The organism is Acidaminococcus sp. CAG:542 (genome assembly GCF_000437815.1).
Taxonomy (GTDB): domain Bacteria; phylum Bacillota; class Negativicutes; order Acidaminococcales; family Acidaminococcaceae; genus Acidaminococcus.
In genome coordinates this window covers 1-18,195 of the sequence record NZ_FR902051.1, presented here as the reverse complement: position 1 = coordinate 18,195, position 18,195 = coordinate 1, and the positions used below count along the sequence as shown (strand labels likewise).

Genomic DNA, 18,195 nt, shown 5'->3' with positions numbered 1-18,195 from the left:
AATTCCGCATCTGATGGATGCGGAATTTTTTTGTGTCAGCGGCGGATGAATACCAGATGTGGGGGCATCTGCTTTCGGCCGTTTACCGCTGTCCGCTGACAGCAAAAAGGGTGCTGCACGCTTTTTGCAGCACCCTCTTTGCTTACTTCGGCATTACGAAGAACTTGATGAAGGCTATGGTCTGGGGCTGGTAGATCACGTCCACCAGGAAGGCCCCTACAATGGGGACGATCATGAAGGCTTTCCGGCTCATGCCGTATTTGTCTTTGACGGCGGTCATGTTCACGATGGCGGAGGGGGTGGCTCCCAGCCCGTGGCCGCAGAGCCCGGCGCACATGACGGCTGCGTCATAATTGCCTCCCAGGACCTTGAAGATCACGAACCGGCAGGCCAGGACCATGAACACCACCTGGGCCGCCACAACCAGCACTACGCCGCCCAGGAGCCCGGACAGTTCCCACAGCCGCAGGGTCATAAGGGCGATGGCCAGGTACAGGTTCAGCATCACATCTCCGATGCCGTCCACCAGGGAGAAATTGAACTGATAGAAATAGTATTTTTCATTCAGGTTCCGGAGGATCACGGCGGTGAACATGGCCCCTACATAGGTGGGGAAGCTCATGTGGATCAGTTTCCCGATCCAGCCGGAGATCATGGAGCCGATGGCCATGCAGCACAGGATGGCGGTGACGTTCTTGATAATGTCCAGGGAGCTGAGTTTTTCCTGGGAAGCGGCGTTGACTTTTTCCACATCCGTGTCGAAGTTTTCCGTGGGATCCGGTTCCAGATGGTACTTTTCAATGAGCATCCGGGCTACCGGGCCCCCTACCAGCACCGCGGAGATGAGACCGAAGGTGGCGGCGGCCATGCCCACTTCCAGTCCGGCAGGATAGCCCATGGATACGAAGGTCTTTCCATAGGCGGCTGCGGCGCCGTGGCCCCCGATCATGGAAATGGCGCTGGCCAGCAGGGCATAGGGGGCTTCAATGCCGAAGATCTTGGAAAAGGCGATGCCGATGCCATTCTGACAGATGGAGACGATGCCGGACACCAGCCAGTAGATGATCAGCAGGCCCCCGCCTTTTTTCAGCAGGGTGATGCTGGCACCCAGCCCCACGGTGGTGAAGAAGGCCAGCATAAAGGGATCCTGGAAATAGGTGTCGAATTTGAATCCGTAGGCTCCGGTCTGATGGCCGATGAAGGTGATAAACATGAACAGGAATCCTCCCACCACAGGAGCCGGGATGCAGTATTTCCGGAGGGCGGAACTCTTCCCCTTCACCCAGTATCCCAAAAGCAGCATGACGGCTGCCAGGGCGGCGGTAAAAATGGCATCCGCCTTGAAAGTCAGGACATTTTTCAGCATAATGATGGACATGGAACATCGCTTCCTTTCTGAGTAAAAATGCAGAAATCATATATATTATATATTGTAACGAAATATGGATAGTTTTAAAAGAATTCAGAAAGATTTAGAAGAACGTGATCTGAAAATGTTACAAAAGCAACATTCGAGTTAAAAATACTGGACACAGACCATAAAATATCTTAATATACAAAAAATAAAAATAACTTTTCAGAACTATTGTCTATTTCACCAATCTCCTGTACAATATACGCATATTTATTTTTATTCTTTTTCTTATTCTTTTTTAGAGGGGGACAACTTCATATGCAATTCAATCTGATTGCCTTTATCTTCAATCCCTTGGTTCTTTTGTTTGCCACCATGGCACTGGGGAACCTGTTTGGGGAACTGAAATTCCGGAAGTTTAGATTCGGGATTACCGGGACCCTGTTCATCGGCCTGGGCATCGGGTATTTCCTGACCCAGTATGCCGCCACTTTCGAAAAGGGCAGCAAGTACTACGCTGCCGCTCTGAAGGTGATGCAGGGGAAAGTCATCGACGGCTCCCTGATGAACCTGTCTCTGCTGATCTTCATTGTAGGGACCGGGCTGCTGGCCGCCAAAGACATGAAATATGCCATCAACAAATTCGGAAAACAGTTTGTGGCCCTGGCCATTTTCATTCCTTTTGTAGGGGCCGTAGCTTCCTATGGATTTTCTCAGACCCTCGACAACCTGAGTCCGTACCAGATCACCGGTACCTACACCGGTGCCCTCACCAGTTCGGCCGGTCTGGCTGCCGCTACGGAATCTTCCGACAGCGAATCCAGACGGCTGGCCCAGGATTTTGCCAACCAGCCTGAAAAGGCCCAGAAGAAGATCCTGGCCATTGTGAACGGGGCCAAAACCCGGGATGCCAAACTCCGGGGCACTCCTGTTCCGGAAACCATGACTCTGGAAAACACCCAATCCCTGAGCCCGGAAGATGTGGAAGTCTTCGTGACGGAAGCCAAGGCCGGCGTAGGGGTGGGCCACTCCATCGGGTATCCCTTCGGGGTGCTGTTCCTGATCCTGGGGATCAACGTAATTCCCAAGATCTTCGGGTTTGACGTAGAAGAAGAAAAGAAGAAATACTTTGCCCAAAAGGCCATCGACATCAAGAACAATGAAAAGCTGGCGGCTTCCACCATGCCGGAAGTGCCCATGGATTTCGTCGGGTTCTCCCTGGCGGCGTTCCTGGGGTATGTGCTGGGTTCCATCAAGATTTACATGGGGCCCCTGGGGATGTTCTCTCTGGGTTCCACCGGCGGTGCCATCCTGGTTTCCCTGGGGCTGGGCTCCATTGGGAAAGTGGGTCCTGTGAACTTCCGGATGAACTCCACGGTGCTGGGGAAGATGCGGACCTATTTCCTGTCCGTGTTCCTGGCAGGTACCGGCCTGAACTACGGGTTCCGGGTCGTTGATGCTATTACCGGGGCCGGGTACATGATCGTAATCATTTCCTCCCTGGTGGCCATCCTGTCCGTGCTGTTCGGGTTCCTGCTGGGGCGCTATGCCTTCCACATCAACTGGACCCTGCTCAGCGGGGCCATTACCGGGGGCATGACTTCCGCTCCCGGCCTGGGGGCTGCCGTGGATGCCCTGGAATGCGATGAACCGGCGGTGTCCTACGGGGCTACCCAGCCTCTGGCCACCCTGTTCATGGTAATCTTCTCCATTATTATCCATAAATTGCCGATCTGAGTGAAAGGGGCTGTTGCTTGCGCAACAGCCCCTTTTTTTTAGAATTCCTTCGTATCAAACACATGCAGCCCCAGGGAGTCGGAGAGGACCCGGAGGATCCGTTCGCCCCCCACGCTGTTGCCCTTTTTGTTCAGCATGGGACCGAAGGTGCCGATGCCGATGCCGTGCCGGGCGATGGCGCAGATGCCGCCGCCCACGCCGCTTTTGCTGGGCATGCCGACCTTCACGGCGTATTCTCCGGATTCATCGTACATGCCGCAGAGCATCATTAGGGTGGTGACGATCCGGACGATGGTGGAATCCACCAGCTGTTCCCCGGTGGTGGGATCCACCCCGTGGTTGGACAGAATCATGCCGTAATGGGCCAGGTCCCGGGCGGTGACCATCACCGAGCACATGCGGAAGTATACATCCAGCACTTCTTCCGGTTCTCCGTCCAGCACATTGTCGCTTTTCAGCAGGAAGGCAATGGACCGGTTCCGGGTGCCGGTTTTCTTTTCCGACTGATAGACGGACTGGTTCAGACCGATTTTGGGATTGGCGCACAGCTTCCGGACCAGGTCCAGGAAGCTCTGGAAGGGATCCGGAGCCTCGATGCAGCTGGCGGTGACGATAGCCCCAGCGTTGATCATGGGGTTGAAGGGACGCCAGTCTTTCAGCTCCAGCTGGAGGATGCTGTCGAACCGGTCGCCTGTGGGCTCCATGCCGATTTTGCTGAAGACCTTGTCATAGCCGGCGGTCTGGAGGGCCAGGATCAGGGAGAAGGTTTTGGAAATGCTCTGCATGGTGAAGGGGATGTCATAATCCCCGGCACAGTATTCCGACCCGTCCTTCCGCATCAGGCAGACTCCCAGGTTCCCGGAGTTGGCTTTGGCCAGTTCCGGGATGTAGCTGGCCACTTTGCCTTCATACAGCACATTCCGTCCTTCTTCCAGGGCTTTTTCCAGGATCCGCTGGATCTCTTCTTTGTCCATGACCATAATGGCACTCTTCCTTTCTTGTTTTGTTTATTTCCAGAAGTCCAGTTCTTCCGGTTTCAGCCCCAGGGCCGTTCCCTTGAAGTGGGGATCCAGTCCGGCGGCTTTCTGCATTCTGTAATCTTCATAGGCCTTGACCACCACACTCCCCAGGAGCACGCAGGCAGTCAGGTTGATCAGGGTCATGCCTCCCATCATAATGTCCGCCAGATCCCAAGCAGCGGCCATGGGGATGATGGCACCCACAAAGACGATGAGCACGGCATACAGTTTAAAGGCTTTCATGAACCCGGAACCGGGCATTTTTTTGTGGTTCAGATAGGCCAGGCCGTTTTCACAGTAGTAGATGTTCCCGATCAGGGTGGTGAAGGAGAACAGCAGCATGGCTACGGTAATGAACCAGGGACCGAAGTTCCCCAGGACTTTGTGGAGGGATGTCTGGACCCAGACGGCCCCGGCGTTTTCCGCGTTTCCGGGCACTTCGGACACCAGGCACATAAGGGCGGTGGCGTTGCACAGGATCACCGTATCGATGTAGACGGACAGCATCTGGACCAGGCCCTGTTTCACCGGATGGGTGGTGGAGGCTGCAGCTGCCGCGTTGGGGGCGGACCCTACACCGGCTTCATTGGAATACAGGCCCCGTTTGATGCCCATGACCAGGCAGGAACCGCCGATACCGCTGAAAATGGCCTTGAAGTTGAAGGCGTCAGCCATGATGGTTTCCAGCACCCGGGGCAGTTCCCCGAAGTTCATCACCAGTACCACAATGGAAACGATTACATAGGCAACCCCCATGAAGGGCACCAGGATGCCAGCAGCCTTTTCGATGCTTTTGGCACCGCCCATGACACAGGCTCCCACCAGAGCCGCCAGGATGGCCCCGATGATGGCCGGAGTCACCGCAGGATCATAGAAGCTGTACACGGAGAAGGTGGACTGGGTGTTGTAGGAGCACAGCAGGTTGAAGCCGCAGGAGTAGGTGAGCAGCAGGAATACGGCAAAGGCCGTGGCCAGGGCCTTGTTGTGGAGGGCATCTTCGATGTAGTAGGCAGGGCCTCCGTAGGCGGAACCGTCCGGACGTTTCCGTTTGAACACCTGGGCCAGGGTGCATTCCGTAAAAGAGGAAGCGGCTCCGATAATGGCCATGACGGTCATCCAGAAAATGGCTCCCGGGCCACCCAGGCAGATGGCGGTGGAAACCCCGATGATATTCCCGGTGCCCACACAGGAAGCGGTGGAGACCATCAGGGCCTGGAAGGGGGACGTGCCTCCGTCCTTGGGCTTTACCATCAGGAGCCGGATGGCTTCCGGCAGCATGCGGACCTGGACGAAGCCCATACGGAAACTGAAGTAGAGACCGGCGGCCCCCATGACCACCAGTAGGATCGGATAGTACAGGATACTGTCTACGGCATCGAGAAATTCCATCATCTTGTTGTTCCTCCCGTTCTGAATTTATAAGCTTTTCTATAAATTCATTATAAGAGAAGAATTAAGTATCGGGGAAATAGATGATGTACATGGGGGCCATTTATCATGCCGATGAAGGATGTTCTCCCTGGAGCCGGGTATACCGTTCCCGGAGCAGCTGGATGAAATCGTTTTCCATCCGGGACAGCATGGCGCCTTCCCGGAGAATCGCTCCGAACCGGAGGTGTTCGCTGCAGTCCAAGAGAGGAACGGAGACCACCTTGTACAGGGAATCCTGTCCCTGGAATTCCATGATCCCCACCGTGAAGAAATTGGTCCGGGAGAGAAGGGCCATCTGTTCCTGCCGGTCGTTGACGTAGATCACTTTCCGGGTATCGTTCAGATCGATGGGGCCTTTTTCCGTGCTGAGGTGGTAGATGAAATCCTCATATTGGCCGATGTACCGGACGAAGCCGTAATCCCGGAGATCCTGAAGGTGGATGCCCTTCCGGCCGAACCGTCGGACCAGCTCATGGTCAGAGGACAGGCACACATAGGGACGGAACGCGGCCAGGGGGATGTAGTGGAGCCCCTGCTGGGAAAAATAGGCCTCCAGATCATCCCGGCGGGTGGCCATGTGGATCACTCCCACGTTGGAATAGCCGTTCTTCACCTGGGAGATCACATCCAAGGTGGCGGCTTCGCAAAGATGGTTGGAAAAGCTTTCCGCATCCTGGTAGCGCCGGCATATTTCGTTGAAACATTCGGCGGTGTGGGAAAAACGGGTCATGCTTACGTTCAGGCAGCCGCAGTCCTGCTTCCGGGCGGAGGAAAGGTGCTGGAGCTGGTCCATTTCCCGGAGGATCACCTTGGAATGGGCCAGGATCCGCTGGCCGTCCAGGGTCAGCCGGGTGCCCTGGCTGGTGCGCCGGAACAGGGTGAGACCCATTTCTTTTTCCAGCTGCTTGATGATGTGGCTGAGCTGGGGCTGGGATATGTACATGGCTTTGGCCGCCCGGGTAATGGACCCGTACTGGGCCACGGCGGCAAAATAGCGAAGATTGTTGGTGTCCATGGGAACCTCCTGGTGTGATGTCAGCTGTATTATAACATAATTTTAAATTTTCACTGTCTTTTTTTGACGATTTCCCGATAGGGGGTGTGGTATATTTCGGGTACAACCCATCAATGGAATGGAATTCCAATAATTCAAGGAGGAATCTTATGAAGCTGACGAAAATACTGCCTTCTTCCCTTGCGGCAGGGTTCTGTATCGGACTGGGGGGAGCGGTGTTCCTGCTCCAGACGGAGAAGCTGGTGGGAGCGGTGCTGTTCTGCATCGGTCTTTGCACCATCTGCGAAATGCAGTTCCACCTGTTCACCGGCCGGGTGTGCTATGCCCTGGAACAGCCTTTGTGGCGCTGGCTCCAGTTCCCGGTGATCTGGATCGGCAACTGGCTGGGGGCCGGGCTGGCGGCCAACCTGTTGTTTCTGACCCGGATGGGGCCGGCGGCCCGGAAGGCGGCCCAGGCCCTGGTGATGGCCAAAAACGGGGATACCTTCCTGAGCCTGTTCGTGCTGGGGTTCTTCTGCAATCTCTTCGTGTTCATTGCGGTGGAAGGGTACAAAACCTTTCCCCATGTGCTGGGGAAATACCTGGCTATTTTCGTGGGGATCACCGTGTTCATCATGAGTGGCTATGAACACAGTGTGGCGGACATGTTCTATTATTTCATGGCGGGCCAGATGGACCAGGAAACCCTGGTGCGGCTCCTGGTGATCACCGCCGGCAATGTGTGCGGAGGGATCACCGCCTGGGGGGCCCGGCAGGCAGGGCGCCGGGCGGCCCGGTAAAAGGGGGAACGGGACTGGCATCCGGAGGGCTTTTTTGCTATACTCGAAGTATATTCTGCTGAGGGGGCGTTAGGATGAATCCATTTCAAATTGACATACCCACGAAAGTGCTGTTTGGAGCCGGGCAGCTGAACCAGCTCCATGGCCAGGAATTGCCGGGGAAAAAGGCCCTGATCGTGATTTCCTGCGGGAAATCCACCCGGGCCAACGGCTATCTGGACCGGACGGAAAAGGAACTGGCGGCGGCTGGAGTGGCTGCGGCGGTGTTCGACAGGATCCAGGCCAATCCCACCCTGGAAAGTGTGGGACAGGGAGCCCGGGCTGCCCGGGAACTGGGAGCGGACCTGATCGTGGCCCTGGGTGGAGGCTCGGTGATGGATGCCGCCAAGGCCATTGCCCTTATGGCGGTGAACGAGGGGAATTTATGGGACTATGTGGGATCCGGCACCGGCAAAGGACAGAAACATGCCCGCCGGGCCCTGCCGGTGATCGCCATTACCACCACTGCAGGCACCGGTTCGGAAGTGGATGCCACCAGCGTAATCACCAACCAGGAAACCCATGAAAAGATCGGGCTGAAATTTCCGGATCTGTATCCCTTCCTGGCCATTGTGGATCCGGAACTGATGGTGACGGTGCCGCCCCGGCTTACGGCGTTCCAGGGGTTCGATGCCCTGTTCCACAGCCTGGAAACCTATGTGAACCGGAAGGCCAACCTGATGAGCGACATGGTGGCTTCCACTGCCATCCGGGACATCGGGACATTCCTGCCCCAGGCAGTGGCCCAGGGCAGCAGCCTGGAAGCCCGGACCCACATGGCCTTTGCCAACACCCTGTCCGGCTATGCCATGGTCCTGGGAGGCTGCACCAGCGAACATTCCCTGGAACATGCCATGAGTGCCTACCATGAAGCCCTGCCCCATGGTGCCGGGCTGATCATGGTTTCCCTGGCCTATTTCGGCTGGATGGCAGAGCACCATGTGTGTGATGACCGGCTGACGGATCTGGCCCGGTTCCTGGGCCGGAAGGAGGCCCGGGGGCCGGAGGACTTCCTGGCGGCCCTGGCCGATCTCCAGAAAGCCTGCGGCGTGGACGGATTGAAAATGAGCGATTACGGGATTGCTCCGGATGAATTCCCCAAAATGGCGGAAAATGCCATGACCGCCATGAAAGGCCTGTTTGCCAACGACCGGATGGCCCTGACCCGGGAAGACTGTGTGGCCATTTACCAGAAAGCCTATCGGTAAAACAGGTTGTACAAAGGTGGTACAACTTAGGTTGTCGGGGCTGTTGCTTCGGCAACAGCCCCCTTTTTTCCCAAACTGAAGCAAAGGACGGAAACCATTCCATGAATTTTTCATTTCTCTCTCCCCGGGGGCAGATGCTCCTGTCTTTGGCCATTTTCGGCACCATCGGTCTGGTGCGCCGGTTCATCCCTCTGGGCTCTGTGCCTCTGGCCTTTCTCCGGGCCACCCTGGGGTGTCTGACTCTGCTGGTGCTGATGCAGGGGGGCCATATCCCCTTCCACCGGGACCGGCTGAAGGCCCGTGCCCCGAAGCTGCTGCTCAGCGGCCTTCTCCTGGGGCTGGACTGGGTGTTCTTTTTTGAAGCCTTCAACCATACCACCGTGGCCATTGCCACCCTGTGCTACTACATGGCTCCGGTGTTCATGCTGGCGGCAGCCCCTCTGGTGTTCCATGAGACCATCAGCCGCCGGAAGCTGGTGTGCGCGGCCATTACCATCGGGGGCATGCTGCTGGTATCCGGGGTGCTGGGCTCCAACGGGGACATGGGTGATATTGCCGGAGTCCTGTATGCTCTGGCCGGTGCCCTTTTCTATGCCGGGATCATTGTGCTGAGCAAGACCATCCAGGGCCTGGATCCCTATGAACAGACAGCGGTGCAGCTGGGGACGGCGGCCTTTTTCCTGCTGGCCTACTGCCTGGTCACCGGACAGCTGGATTTCCACACCATGACGGCCGCTGGCTGGGGGCTGACCCTGCTCTTGGGGATCGTCCACACCGGGCTGGCCTACGGGATCTATTTCGGCAGCCTGACCCAGGTGCCGGCCCAGACCACCGCCATCCTCAGCTATGTGGATCCGGTGGTGGCTGTGTGTATTTCCGTATTCGTGCTCCAGGAGCCCATTACGGAGCTCCAGCTGGCCGGGATCTGTCTGGTGCTGGGAGGCATGATCAGCGGAGAGAGGAAGTAGGGCTGCAGGCCGGTCAACGGTCAGCTGTCAACGGTCGAAGGAAGGCCGGCATCCGCCGGCCTTTGAAGGGAAACGCAGCTGGCGCTGCTAACCCACCACCATTGCGCAAGCGCAACGGTCCCCCGCCCTTGCAAAGGGGCGGATATACGCTCGGGCCTCTGGCCCTTGCTTGCGGCACAAGGGCGTAAGCCCGATGTGCCATTTATCCGCCCTTTTCAAGGGCGGGGGACCAGCCGTGAGGCTGGTGGTGGGTTAGCATCCAACGGATGCGTTTATCATTAAAGAAACCCGCCTACTGCGGGTTCCTTTATTTTAATTACAAGGAGAATGAAAATGGAAAACCGTATTTTTCATCCAGGTGACATTGTCCGGCATTTTAAACGGGAACGGCTGACGGAGGAGGAGAAACGGACCAACCGGTACCTGTACCAGATCATCGGCCCGGCGGTCCATTCGGAAACCCGGGAGCCTTTGATGGTGTACCAGGCCCTCTACGGAGATTTCGGACTCTACGTCCGCCCCTCTGCCATGTTCTACAGCGAAGTGGATCATAAGAAGTATCCGGAAGTGAAGCAGAAGTACTGGTTTGAGAAGGTGTAAGGGCTGTCGGTTGACAGCTGACAAAAAGGTGAGCTGCATTGCAGCTCACCTTTTACGTTAACTATACTAAAATACTAGGTTGACGAAATAGACCATTTCCTGTATGGTGAGGAAGTCTGAAAATTCTGGAGGTGAGGCTGTGCGTTTGCGTGAAATGGTGTTGTGCGGGCTGTTCATTGCCCTGGTGGCAGTGGGGGCTCTGATCCGGATCCCGGTGGGGAGCGATGTGTACACCCTGCAGTTCATGTTCACCCTGCTGGCGGGACTGCTGCTGGGAGCCCGGCTGGGAGCCCTGGCCGTAGGGACCTATGTGGTCATGGGCCTTGTGGGGATCCCGGTGTTTGCTTCGGGAGGAGGGCCTTCTTATGTGCTCCAGCCCACCTTTGGGTATCTGGTGGGGTTTACCATCCAGGCCTGGGTCTGCGGGAAGCTGGCCCGGCAGGGAACTGCTGAGGTGACCCTGTCCCGGCTCCTGGGGATCAACCTGGTGGGGATGGTCATCGTCTATGTGCTGGGGATCAGCTATTTCTGGCTGTCCTCCAACTATCTGGTCCAGGCCCCCATCGGCTTCTGGGCGGCCCTGTGGTACTGCGGGGTACTCCAGGTGGTGCCGGATTTCCTCCTGTGCCTGGGAGCGGCCTTTGTAGGGCTCCGGTGCCGGAAAGCGGGAATCTGGGTGTAAGGAGAGGAATGCAATGGGCAAAGCGATATTCATTACGGGAACGGGTACGGATGTGGGGAAGACCTATGTGACCGGGCTTCTGGTGAAGAAGATCCGGGAAGCGGGGCTGGACGGCAGCTACTACAAGGCCGCCCTCAGCGGGGCGGAACCGGACGGAAACGGGAAACTGGTGCCCGGGGATGCGGCCTGGGTGAAGGAAACCGCCGGGATCCCGGACCCTCTGGAAGATCTGGTGACCTATGTGTACCGGGAAGCGGTGTCCCCTCATCTGGCGGCCCGGATCAACAACCATCCGGTGGACCTGGACAAGATCCGGCAGGCCTTCCGGAAGGCCAAAGACCGGCACCAGTATCTTACCATGGAAGGCAGCGGGGGCATCCTGTGTCCTCTGGGCTGGGAAAAGGCTCACCACCTGCTGCTGGAGGACATGATCCAGGCTCTGGACCTGGGCTGCCTTCTGGTGGCGGATGGGGGACTGGGGACCATCAACAGTACGGTGCTGACGGTGGAATATCTCCGGCACCGGGCCATTCCTGTCCGGGGAATCCTGTTCAACCGGTGGAAACCGGGAGACCGGATGCAGGAAGACAACCGGATCATGGTGGAGGAACTTACCGGCCTGCCGGTGCTGGCCTGTGTAAAGGAAGGGGACCGGGAACTGGAAGGCCCTCTGGACAGACTGCTGGAAACCTATACCTAAGGAGGCGAAAATGGAACACAAAACGATGGAACAGCGGGACCTGGACCTGATCTGGCATCCCTGTTCACAAATGAAAGATTACGAAACCCTGCCTCCCATGGTCATCAATCATGCCCAGGGAGTCTGGCTCTACGACATCCACGGCAAAGCCTATCTGGACATTGTCAGCTCCTGGTGGGCCAATCTGCTGGGCCACCGGAATCCGGTGCTCAATGGACGGATCAAAGACCAGCTGGACAAACTGGAACATGTGATCTTTGCCAATTTCACCCATGCCCCGGCCATTACCCTGGCGGAACGGCTGAAGGCCCTGGTGCCGGAAGGGCTGTGCCGGTTCCAGTTCCACGACAACGGATCGGCGGCAGTGGAAGCGGCTCTGAAGCTGTGTTTCCAGTACTGGGCCCAGACCGGCCATCCGGAAAAACAGCGGTTCATGTGCCTGACGGAAGGGTATCACGGAGAAACCATCGGGGCTCTGTCCGTGGGGAGCATGGATCTGTTCGCCAAACTGTACAAGCCCATGATGATGGACAACATCCATGTGGAAGCCCCGGACTGTTTCCGCTGCCCCTATGGAAAGGACCGGCACCACTGCCGGTGTGAATGCTTCGCCAAAGCGGAAGAAGCCTTTGCCCTCCACGGCCGGGAAACTGCCGCCATGATCGTGGAGCCCCTGCTCCAGGGCAGCGCCGGCATGCGTGTGTACCCGGTTCTCTATCTCCAAAAGCTCCGGGCGCTGTGCGATGCCTATGAGGTGAAGCTGATCGCCGACGAAATCGCTACGGGCTTCGGCCGGACCGGTACCCTGTTCGCCTGCGGCCAGGCCGGGATCACCCCGGATGTGCTGTGCCTGTCCAAAGGACTGACCGGAGGGTACCTGCCCATGTCCCTGACGGTGACCACCCGGGAGATCTATGAGGCCTTCTACGATGATTACGGCAAGCATAAGGCCTTTCTCCACAGCCACACCTATGCCGGGAATCCCCTGGGGTGTGCGGCGGCCCACGGGGTGCTGGATGTGCTGGAACAGGAACAGATCCTGCCCCGGGCCCGGGAAACCGCCCGGTGGCTCACTGGAGAAATGGAAGCCCGGTTCGGGAACCATCCCCTGGTGGGAGAAATCCGCCACATCGGCCTGATCCACGCCCTGGAACTGGTTGCGGACAAAAAGACCAAACGGCCCTTCCCGGCGGAAAAACGGCTGGGGTATCACTTCTATCAAAAGGCCCTGGAACAGGGACTGGTACTCCGGCCTTTGGGAGATGTGCTGTATTTCAACCCGCCTCTCACCATTACCCGGGCGGAGCTGACCCAGGCCATGGATATCCTGGAACAGGTGCTGGCCTGAGAGCCGGCTGCCTGGGAAAAGGTAAACCAAAAATAAAATGAGGTTGACATAAAACAGAACCTGTCCTATAATAAGGACAACGAATTCAACGAGCCTGATTTCGTCCTGGTCCGTCCCTCCGGATCAGCATCATGAGGAACTCCCAGAAGGAGCTGCTGTACCTTTTTCGTGCAGCAGCTCCTTTTTCGTGGTAAGATGGGGACATTCCCAGTAAAACAACAGGAGGAAAACATCCTATGACCATTTTGGAACATGATATCCTGATCAGCGAAGATCTGCGCCGGGTACCCCGGGAGGAACTGGAAAACCGGCTGGCCCGGCTTCGGGAGGCCCTGTCCCGGCAGGATCCGGCCTGGCAGTTGGCGGTGATCACCGACAAGCTGGACATGTATTATTTTACCGGTACCATGCAGGAGGGTGCCTTCCTGGTCCGTCCCCAGGACGCCATTTTGTGGGTGCGCCGGAGCCTGGCCCGGGCTCTCAACGAAAGTCTCCTGCCGGAAGGGTGGATCCGGCGGATGCACAGCTACCGGCAGCCGGCGGAGTACTACGGGGACGCCCTGCCCCGGGAAGTGTACCTGGATGAAAAGCACACCTCCCTGGAATGGCTCCGGTTCTTCCGGAAATATTTCCCTTTTGAAGTCCGGAAAAACCTGGATCCGGTGCTCAGCGGCCTCCGGAGCGTGAAAAGCGGCTATGAACTGGCTCTTTTGAGCCGCAGCGGCCGGATCCATGCGGACGTGCTGATGCACGAGGCTCCGGTTTTCCTGAAGGTGGGGATCAGCGAAGCGGAACTGGCCATCCAGCTATACCTGCGGATGGTGCTGAAAGGCAGCCAGGGGGTGGCCCGGACCAACCGGCCTACCGGGGAAGATGCCATCGGCCTGGCTTCCTTCGGGAAAAGCGCCCTGGTGCGGACCGCTTTTGACGGCCCCGGGGGCACCAGCGGCACCTGTGTGGCGGTCCAGAGCATCGGGTCGGCCTTCCGTCTGTTGAAGCCGGGCCGGCTGGTGTACCTGGACATTCCCTGCGGGGTGGACGGGTACAATACGGACAAGACGGTGGTGTACTATTTCGGGGACCTGGACCGGGATCCGGCCAAAGAGGAAATCCTCCGGGCCTACAATTACTGTCTGGATCTGGAACAGCAGACCCTGGCTCTTTTGAAACCGGGAGCGGTGCTGGGGGACATTTACGACCAGGTGATGGGGGACTTCGATCCTTATTATGAAAAGATGTTCATGAACGGAGGCCGGTTCCTGGGCCACAGCATCGGCATGTGCATGGATGAGACCCCGGTGATCGCCGGGGGGGTGAAGGACCGGGTAGAGGAAAACATGGTCTTTGCAGTGGAACCCAAGATCGCCCTGCCGGGACTGGGCATGGTGGGCACGGAAAACACCTACCGGATCGGTCCTGACGGGCCGGTGTGCCTGACGGGAGGTTCCCAGCCTCTGCGGGTTGTCCGTTGATTTCAGACCGGGGAAAATGATAAAATAACAAGATACAATCAATGGGGCCCTGCCTGTGGAAAGGGCCCGGAAACAAGGGGAGTTAAAAAGAAATATGACAGCAGAAGAAACGGGACTCCTGGACAAACAGGACTTCCTGGAACAGAAAGAAGTCATCAAAAAGCAAATCCTGGGGAACGGGAAGCTGACCGGGGCGGAAAAACGCCAGACCCTTCAGGTGCTGGAAGGATTCGGGAAATCCGTCCTCCAGGGAGGGGTACGCCAGCACGGGATCACCAAGGCCATGCTGAAGACGGCCCTGCCGGTGTTTGGAAAGATGAGCGAAGACAAGCGGCACAATGAAAAGGAACTGCGGGTACTGAAGTTCCTGACCTATTTTGTCCTCCAGGGCGTCCGGAAATGAGTGCTCTGACTCTCTTCCTGCTGGCGGTGTCCCTGTCCATGGATGCCTTTGCGGTTTCCGTCTGCGGGGGGCTGAAAATGGAAGGCCGGGAACGGTTCAAGGGAGGCCTGATCTTCGGAGCCTGGTTCGGAGTGTTCCAGGCCCTGATGCCGTTTATCGGCTACGAACTGGGAAGCCATTTCGCCAGGGTGGCGGAAGCCTATTCCCACTGGATCATCTTTGTGATCCTGGCCTACATCGGCTGGAACATGATCAAAGAGGCCGGGGAGGACCAGGAAAAAGAAAAGATCACCGGATTCCGGACCATGCTGGGTCTGGCGGTGGCCACCAGCCTGGATGCCCTGGGGGTGGGCGTGGGATTCGCCTTCCTGGATATCCGGATCCTGCCGGCGGTGCTGGAAATCGGCACCATCATCTTCTGCCTGTCCTTCCTGGGCTGCGCCTGCGGTTCGGTAATCGGCATGTGGGGCAAGGAACGGGCAGAAAAAGCAGGGGGCTTCGTCCTGCTGCTGATCGGCCTGAAGGCTGTCATCGAGCACTACGGGATCCTGGACAACTGGACGCCGTTTTTGTTCTAAGCCAGCGGAGCTGGCATCCTTCGGCCATTGACGGGGGTACTGCATGCTGCGTGTAACACTCCGGTCTCAAGAGCCGCATAGCGGATTGGTCTCGAGTCTCGAGTCCCGAGCCGAATGAGAAATTTGCAGGCAAATTTTTGAACGTGTAAATCGGTACCGTAGGGGCTGCACGCCGGGCAGCCCGCCAAATCATCGATGATCTGCGCATTTTGCGGGGCGCCGGGCCTGCGCCCCCTACGGTTATACACAATAAGAAGAACCTGGCTGAAGGACAGGTTCTATCCAGGGTCTCGAGACTCACGACTCGAGACCCGAGACCTTAAAAAAGGGCTGTTGCACAAGCAACAGCCCTTTTCCAAAAGGAGGACATCAAAATGGTCCGTCAGCGGTACATCATGCATGTGGATATGGATGCGTTCTTTGCTTCGGTGGAGCAGCTGGATCATCCGGAATACCGGGGAAAACCGGTGATTGTGGGAGGGCTTTCCGGCCGGGGAGTGGTGTCCACCTGCTCCTATGAAGCCCGGAAATTCGGGGTCCATTCCGCCATGCCCATGACCACGGCCCGGCGGCTCTGTCCTCAGGCCATCTATGTCCAGGGCCGGTATGACCGGTATACGGAAATCTCCCGGGAGATCCGGGGGATCTTCCGGGAATTTTCTCCGGTGGTGGAGCCCTTGTCCATCGATGAAGCCTTCCTGGACCTTACGGGTATGGAGGCCCTGGCCGGGGATGTGTATGCCCTGGGACCCAGGATCAAACAGGTGATCCGGGAAAAAACCGGCCTTACCGCTTCCGTGGGGCTGGCCCCCAACAAATTCCTGGCCAAACTGGCCAGCGATCTCCGGAAGCCGGACGGGCTGGTGATCATCCGGCCGGAAGAGGCGGCGGCCTTCATCGGGCCCCTGCCGGTGGGACGGATCTTTGGATTGGGGCAGAAATCCGTGGGGGCCCTGAAAAAAATGGGCATCCGGACCATTGGCCAGCTGGCGGGCTGCGATCCCCGGATCCTGCGGCCTCTTTTGGGGAAAAACGCGGAGGAAATCCGGGACCGGGCCCGGGGCCTGGACAGCCGTCCGGTGGTGCCGGACGAACAGCGGAAATCCCTGGGGAAGGAGAACACATTCCCGGTGGATCTGGTGGGGCCGGAAACCTGTCTGGGAGCCCTGTGGGACCTGTGCCAGCAGGTAGGGTGGCGGCTCCGGTGCGCCGGCCTGTCCGGCTGCACGGTAACTCTGAAGGTGAAGACCGCCGGCTTCCAGCTGCTGACCCGGAGCCGGACGGTGGAGGAACCGGTTTGCCAGGATGAGGCCCTGATGGAACAGATCCGTCTCCTGGCCCGGCAGCTGCCCTGGACCCAGCCGGTTCGGCTTTTGGGAGTCAGCGTCAGCCACCTGGTGCCTGGAGGATCCCAGAGCCTGGCTGTGGAAGATGCACGGCAGGAAAAGCGGAACCGGGCCCTGGACGCCCTGAAGCAGCGGTTCGGGGAGGATATTATCCGGAAGGGCTGGAATCAGGGGGAAACCCGTCTGGTCAGAGAACGGGAAAAAAGGTAGAATAGAACTGTCTGAAGGGGGGGCCGGAGGACGGAAAGGAGACGGCTGATGGAACGGAAGAAGAAAATCGGTGTGGGGATGGTCCTACTGGGGGCCACTCTGTGGGGCAGCAGCAGCAACAGTGTGGAATACCTGATGGTGGATCAGCATTTCACCTGGTCCACCATCCTGTTCTGGCGGATGATCTGTACCGGGATCTCCTTCCTGGGAATCTGCCTGTTCCAGAAGCAGGATCTTCTGGCCCCCTTGAAAAACGACTGGAAATGGATGATGAAGTTCATTGTCCTGGGGCTGTATCTCATGCAGGTGACCTTTTTCAAGGCCATCTACTACAGCAATGCGGCCACAGCCACGGTGCTCCAGTACACCATGCCCGCCATCCTGCTGCTCATGTACCTGGTGAAGGACCGGCGGCTGCCCACTCGGCGGGAAGTGCTGGCGGTGGTGCTGGCTCTTCTGGGGACGGCCCTCATTGCCACCAAGGGCCAGGGGGCGTCCCTGGCGGTCTCCCGGGAGGCGCTGGTGTACGGGATCCTGGGGGCCTTCGGTATGGCTTTCTATACGGCCTATGCGGCGGTACTGCTGAAAAAGTACAGCTGCTTCCTGATCCTGGGCTGGAGCAGCCTGGGGAATGCCTTGCTCCTGAAACTGTTCCACCATCCCACTCTGGAGGGGGCCGTCCTGGACATCCACACGGCGGCGGCTTTTGGGATCCTGTTCGTGCTGGGGACCCTGGTGGCCTATTATGTGTACCTGGAGAGCACCAAATACATCCCTCCGGCGGAAACCGGGGCCCTGGCGGCTTTTGAACCTCTCTCCGCCTACTTTTTCTCCGTGGCGGTCATGGGGAACCGGGTGGGGCTGGTGGAACTGCTGGGGGCTCTGTGCATCATCGTCATGGTCTGTGTATTGGCCCGGAATGACTGATGGAAAAAAAGATTGCAAATTCTATTGACAGCCAGGGTTTGAGTCCCTATAATGTAAATCATACTAAAGCGGTAGTAATTAAAGCGGAGATTATTTTGGGAGGCCAAGACAATGAGCGAAGAAAAGAAATACCATTTTGAAACTCTGCAGCTCCATGTGGGGCAGGAACAGGCGGATCCCGCCACTGATTCCCGGGCAGTGCCCATTTACCAGACCACGTCCTATGTGTTCCGGAACAGCCAGCATGCTGCTGACCGGTTCGCCCTGAAGGATGCCGGGAATGTGTACGGCCGTCTCACCAACCCTACGGAAGACGTTTTTGAAAAACGGATCGCCGCCCTGGAAGGCGGGGTGGCGGCTCTGGCTACGGCCAGCGGCG

Annotated in this window: 18 protein-coding genes; 14 read left to right on the top strand and 4 right to left on the bottom strand. The window is 57.8% G+C overall.

Going from position 1 to position 18,195, the window contains the following annotated elements:
- Positions 1 to 142: 142 nt before the first annotated feature.
- A complete protein-coding gene (gene gltS, locus QVO43_RS03720; protein ID WP_022487250.1) occupies positions 143 to 1,378 on the bottom strand; it encodes a sodium/glutamate symporter in 1,236 nt (411 codons plus the stop codon).
- A gap of 294 nt (positions 1,379 to 1,672) precedes the next feature.
- Between gltS and QVO43_RS03715 the strand changes: the two genes are divergently transcribed.
- The gene (locus QVO43_RS03715) at positions 1,673 to 3,091 is read left to right on the top strand and encodes a yidE/YbjL duplication (protein WP_022487249.1); all 1,419 of its coding nucleotides are present in this window, start codon (positions 1,673 to 1,675) and stop codon (positions 3,089 to 3,091) included.
- Between the two features lie 38 nt (positions 3,092 to 3,129).
- On the opposite strand, the gene glsA is transcribed toward QVO43_RS03715, so the two are convergent.
- From glsA to QVO43_RS03700, 3 genes are all read right to left on the bottom strand, one after another.
- The gene (gene glsA, locus QVO43_RS03710; protein WP_022487248.1) at positions 3,130 to 4,071 is read right to left on the bottom strand and encodes a glutaminase A; all 942 of its coding nucleotides are present in this window, start codon (positions 4,069 to 4,071) and stop codon (positions 3,130 to 3,132) included.
- 27 nt (positions 4,072 to 4,098) lie between these two features.
- A complete protein-coding gene (locus QVO43_RS03705; RefSeq protein WP_022487247.1) occupies positions 4,099 to 5,502 on the bottom strand; it encodes an alanine/glycine:cation symporter family protein in 1,404 nt (467 codons plus the stop codon).
- Positions 5,503 to 5,605: 103 nt separating this feature from the next.
- Positions 5,606 to 6,556 carry a LysR family transcriptional regulator gene (locus tag QVO43_RS03700; RefSeq protein WP_022487246.1) on the bottom strand — a complete coding sequence of 317 codons (951 nt, stop codon included), beginning with the start codon at positions 6,554 to 6,556 and terminating at the stop codon, positions 5,606 to 5,608.
- Positions 6,557 to 6,705: 149 nt separating this feature from the next.
- On the opposite strand from QVO43_RS03700, the gene QVO43_RS03695 reads away from it, so the two are divergent.
- The 13 genes from QVO43_RS03695 to QVO43_RS03635 form a co-directional block, all read left to right on the top strand.
- Positions 6,706 to 7,335 carry a formate/nitrite transporter family protein gene (locus QVO43_RS03695; protein WP_022487245.1) on the top strand — a complete coding sequence of 210 codons (630 nt, stop codon included), beginning with the start codon at positions 6,706 to 6,708 and terminating at the stop codon, positions 7,333 to 7,335.
- Between the two features lie 74 nt (positions 7,336 to 7,409).
- Positions 7,410 to 8,582: an iron-containing alcohol dehydrogenase gene (locus QVO43_RS03690; protein ID WP_022487244.1), complete on the top strand. Its 1,173-nt coding sequence runs from the start codon at positions 7,410 to 7,412 to the stop codon at positions 8,580 to 8,582.
- Positions 8,583 to 8,683: 101 nt separating this feature from the next.
- The gene (locus tag QVO43_RS03685; protein WP_022487243.1) at positions 8,684 to 9,550 is read left to right on the top strand and encodes a DMT family transporter; all 867 of its coding nucleotides are present in this window, start codon (positions 8,684 to 8,686) and stop codon (positions 9,548 to 9,550) included.
- Between the two features lie 333 nt (positions 9,551 to 9,883).
- The gene (locus QVO43_RS03680; RefSeq protein WP_022487242.1) at positions 9,884 to 10,150 is read left to right on the top strand and encodes a DUF1653 domain-containing protein; all 267 of its coding nucleotides are present in this window, start codon (positions 9,884 to 9,886) and stop codon (positions 10,148 to 10,150) included.
- Between the two features lie 139 nt (positions 10,151 to 10,289).
- The gene (locus QVO43_RS03675; protein WP_022487241.1) at positions 10,290 to 10,832 is read left to right on the top strand and encodes a biotin transporter BioY; all 543 of its coding nucleotides are present in this window, start codon (positions 10,290 to 10,292) and stop codon (positions 10,830 to 10,832) included.
- Positions 10,833 to 10,845: 13 nt separating this feature from the next.
- On the top strand, positions 10,846 to 11,532 hold the full coding sequence (gene bioD / locus QVO43_RS03670; protein ID WP_022487240.1) for a dethiobiotin synthase: 687 nt from the start codon (positions 10,846 to 10,848) through the stop codon (positions 11,530 to 11,532).
- Between the two features lie 10 nt (positions 11,533 to 11,542).
- Positions 11,543 to 12,880, top strand: coding sequence for an adenosylmethionine--8-amino-7-oxononanoate transaminase (gene bioA / locus QVO43_RS03665; RefSeq protein WP_022487239.1), 1,338 nt, complete (start codon positions 11,543 to 11,545; stop codon positions 12,878 to 12,880).
- 236 nt (positions 12,881 to 13,116) lie between these two features.
- Positions 13,117 to 14,352, top strand: coding sequence for a M24 family metallopeptidase (locus QVO43_RS03660; RefSeq protein WP_022487238.1), 1,236 nt, complete (start codon positions 13,117 to 13,119; stop codon positions 14,350 to 14,352).
- Positions 14,353 to 14,446: 94 nt separating this feature from the next.
- Positions 14,447 to 14,755 (top strand): hypothetical protein, encoded by a 309-nt coding sequence (locus QVO43_RS03655; protein ID WP_022487237.1) that lies wholly within the window; start codon positions 14,447 to 14,449, stop codon positions 14,753 to 14,755.
- Positions 14,752 to 15,333, top strand: a complete 582-nt coding sequence (locus QVO43_RS03650) for a manganese efflux pump MntP (protein WP_022487236.1) — start codon at positions 14,752 to 14,754, stop codon at positions 15,331 to 15,333. Before QVO43_RS03655 ends, QVO43_RS03650 begins: the two co-directional genes overlap by 4 nt.
- Positions 15,334 to 15,707: 374 nt before the next feature.
- The gene (gene dinB / locus QVO43_RS03645; RefSeq protein WP_022487235.1) at positions 15,708 to 16,889 is read left to right on the top strand and encodes a DNA polymerase IV; all 1,182 of its coding nucleotides are present in this window, start codon (positions 15,708 to 15,710) and stop codon (positions 16,887 to 16,889) included.
- A 48-nt stretch (positions 16,890 to 16,937) separates the two neighbouring features.
- Positions 16,938 to 17,816, top strand: coding sequence for a DMT family transporter (locus QVO43_RS03640; RefSeq protein WP_022487234.1), 879 nt, complete (start codon positions 16,938 to 16,940; stop codon positions 17,814 to 17,816).
- Positions 17,817 to 17,927: 111 nt separating this feature from the next.
- Positions 17,928 to 18,195: PLP-dependent transferase (locus tag QVO43_RS03635; protein WP_288174460.1), on the top strand; the 268-nt coding region annotated here is incomplete at its 3' end.